This window comes from Infirmifilum sp., assembly GCF_049970975.1.
Lineage (GTDB): Archaea > Thermoproteota > Thermoprotei > Thermofilales > Thermofilaceae > Thermofilum > Thermofilum uzonense.
On record NZ_JBMFLX010000141.1, the window covers coordinates 1 to 3,126 of the forward strand.

General features: G+C 46.5%; 3 protein-coding genes and 1 pseudogene. 2 read left to right on the plus strand and 2 right to left on the minus strand.

All coding sequences use genetic code 11. The features are described from left to right. The first annotated feature begins 172 nt into the window (after window positions 1-172). Complete coding sequence (locus tag ACP5KC_RS09640) at window positions 173-1,063, plus strand: ParA family protein (protein WP_428287422.1); 891 nt, start codon at window positions 173-175, stop codon at window positions 1,061-1,063. After that, the gene (locus tag ACP5KC_RS09645) at window positions 1,047-1,511 is read left to right on the plus strand and encodes a hypothetical protein (RefSeq protein ID WP_428287423.1); all 465 of its coding nucleotides are present in this window, start codon (window positions 1,047-1,049) and stop codon (window positions 1,509-1,511) included. The genes ACP5KC_RS09640 and ACP5KC_RS09645 overlap by 17 nt, the downstream gene beginning before the upstream one ends. A 316-nt stretch (window positions 1,512-1,827) precedes the next feature. On the opposite strand, the gene ACP5KC_RS09650 is transcribed toward ACP5KC_RS09645, so the two are convergent. Together ACP5KC_RS09650 and ACP5KC_RS09655 are read right to left on the minus strand one after the other, a co-directional pair. Continuing rightward, window positions 1,828-2,064, minus strand: coding sequence for a hypothetical protein (locus ACP5KC_RS09650; RefSeq protein WP_428287424.1), 237 nt, complete (start codon window positions 2,062-2,064; stop codon window positions 1,828-1,830). Window positions 2,065-2,851: 787 nt separating this feature from the next. Then, a pseudogene (locus ACP5KC_RS09655) lies at window positions 2,852-3,126 on the minus strand (hypothetical protein); the annotation flags it as partial.

Consider the following 3,126-nt stretch of genomic DNA (forward strand, 5'->3'; position numbering starts at 1 on the left):
TTAGGAAGCTGAGGGATGAGCGAACGGGTTCATAATTTTAATTGCCGAGCGAGACTGACAAAGTTCATTATCAACTTAGCTACTCCGTGGATGGGTTTTAAATATATTGATTAAATTAATCAGAGAGAGATAAAAATTCTGAAGATGAACTCATATAGTAGGGTATGATGAAATGTCTCATCATAGCCCCGCCAACAAAAAGCCGCTTGTCATAACCGTGACAAATCAAAAGGGAGGAACAGGCAAAACAACCCTGACAGCACTATTGGCCTATGGACTTGCGGAGCGAGGATACAACGTTTTGATGCTAGATTTGGATCCTCAAGCGCATCTCTCATCCTTCTTCCTGAAAATCAACGAAATAGAAAGCATCAACGATGGTGTTATAGAGCTTGCCCAAAACAAGGAGTTTCACATTAGGAAACTGGACTTAAGAACCAAGGGAACAATTGCTCTTGTACCTTCAGGTCTAAATTATATTATGAAGGTGTATCGAGGCGAGTTGCCGTTTATGGACCCTTATGCAGCGTATAAGAGGATTTCCCGAGAGCCTGCTATAACTAACAATTATGACTACGTTATATGTGACTCTCCGCCAGAGCTATTTACACCAACCATCTGGGGTCTTTATGCTGCCGATTTCATACTTATACCCACTAACTTAGAGGAACTTTCCCTTGCGGGTGTGAAGTTACTAATTAAGGACGTGTTACCGGACATTATGTACACCTCTCGCCGGGACCTTAAAATCTTAGGAGTTGCTTTAATAAACGTGACAGGGCATCACAGATCTGATAGTAAGGTTATTTTAAGACTAAAGGAAAGTTTAATTAAGTTCTTGAAGACTATGCCTCGCTACGTACGCGAAAAAATACATAAAGACCCCTTGTTTAACACCATAATTTACAGGTATGAAGGGTTGAAGGATCTTCCCTATAGACCTAGGAGATATGAAATTCCTCTGAAGAGAGTTATCGAGTCGAATACCAAACTCTATGAAAACATTCGTGATTTTACAAAAGAATTACTGGATAGGGTGCACAATTTTGAAGGGCTACAATGAAATTAGGGTAAGACTACCCGACCACTTAGTAACATGGCTAAATGAGTTTGCAAAGCAAACAGCAAGAACTTCTGATCAGCTCTTAGCGTACATACTCGAACACTATTATCAAGCATGGAAAATAGGCTACGAAATGGGTCGGGGGATAACGTCCGAAAGCATTTCGGAGAAGATCACAATTGACATCGAAAAAGTAATTGAAGACTTTGCGAAGGAGCTCGAGAAAAGAGGTTATAGCAAAAAGACTATTAAGGATAGGCGCACGGTCGCGAGAAGGTTCTTGAAATGGTGCATGGAGAAGAACATAAGTATAGCGTCCATTGAGGAAGAGCACATTGATCTGTTCGCTAGAGAGCTAAGCTTATCTACGAAGACAAAATACTGGTACAAGAATATATTACGTGACTTTTTGAGATTTCTGCAAGAGCGCTCAAGAGAGATGCGCTAGCTAATTGCCGCCTTAGTGCTACTACTCTGCTTTAAAGGCCCCAAGATCGGGCGGAGACTTCGTCGAGCGTGTCTACTAGTCTCGATTTACCAAGTTTTCCGGCCCTGCGACGTAAGAGTAGTGCCTGCTTATCCGAAGGTTTGGTGGAGGGAGCTCACTATACTTCTTGGTGTATTCGAGTAGGGTTCCAGTCTTTCCTAGTTTCTGACCTCACCTCCATTGAGTTCCTTTAAGTAGAACCACAGCTCCTCTCCTTTAATAACCAAGCTTAATCCCGTGTAAAGCAGTGATGGAACGAAGGCGTGGAGGCACTTCATCATTTTTCTGTGGCCACAAGCCGCTTTAATGCTCCTTCACAAGCTCTCAGTTCTCCTTCTTTAATCATTTCTCCTTTTCTTAAAGCGGAGCCTATGTAGAGCACGCCTTTATCGCCCGTCCCCCAAATTCTGAATTTGCCTACGGGCCTCCTCTGATCCCAGAAGGCCACGTACACACCGAGCTTGGTTAGAAAACTCTTAAAATAGCTCCTCGCGAGATCCAATAGACTCTTCAAAGAACAGGTAGCCACTCACGTCCCGAAATATAGGCTCTCTGCGTAGGGAAAAGAAGCGCTTGCTCGTGCGCTACGTCGTTACGCAAGAGCCGCGCCCGGCCGCGTTCCAACTCGACCTACCGCTAATTTCCCACTCTTCGCGCTAGCTAAGAAGTGAGACAGCCTCCGACCCTCTATTACTCGGGCTTAACGACTTCTCGCGGCTGAACTGGCAGCCAATCACCTTTAGCCCCTTATCTCTCAAAACGCTAGTGGAACAAGGCGCCTTAGGAAAAGCAAGGGTAGAGCTTAGCGCGCGTCGCCCTATTCGGAAGTCCCCAATGGAACTTCTGTGGAGGTGCATGTGAACTGCTTTGACCAACAATGCATGGAGCCTATGCTGAAGGGCGTTATTTCTGGGGTGCTCTTTCCCGCTCTCAAGGTTCTGTTCTTCACGAGCACTGCTATTTGGAGAGGTCCTCAACATCGTCCATTGTGCGGTTTCAGGGAGTTCATGTCTAGCAGATGCTCCAGCCTCTCGTGGAACAGCATAGTGTGGTACATATAGGCAGGTGAAGACAGAAAAGCCGTGGTAGATTCCCTCGAGAGAAGCAATACACTCAACATAAGCAGGCCTTTACAGCCGGCCAGTAGTGCTGAGAGATCTGAGAGCCGCGCTGGCACTTTTCTCAGCCAGCCTACCCTTCCATAAACGTGTCTAAACTCATTCGGATAATAAAGTTCAGTAGGTTGACGCAGAGTGCCCGAGCGGCACCCTCTCGTACGTTCCCAGCGGGTTGAAGTATCGTCAGGAAAGCGGCTCCGAGAAGGAAAAGCGATTCAGCCTCCAGAAGCTTATCTTCTTTAGCCTTGAGGCGGCTTTTGGCAGGACTTCCTGCGGATAGACTAAGTCTTCTGTGGTGTGACAGTGCGAGAGCTTGAAGAGTATCCTCCCGTAGGCCTCCTCGTGCTTGCTGCCGATTGCCAGGAGGGCGGCTCTACCGGACGTCAAGATGAGCGTCGCGAATGCTAAGCTCGACTGGGAGTACCAGCTGAAGAACGCGTACGACCCGGAGAGGGCTA

Excerpts from the sequence above, each read along its gene's own strand:
- ACP5KC_RS09640 (WP_428287422.1), top strand. The coding sequence starts at position 173 with ATGTCTCATCATAGCCCCGCCAACAAAAAGCCGCTTGTCATAACCGTG.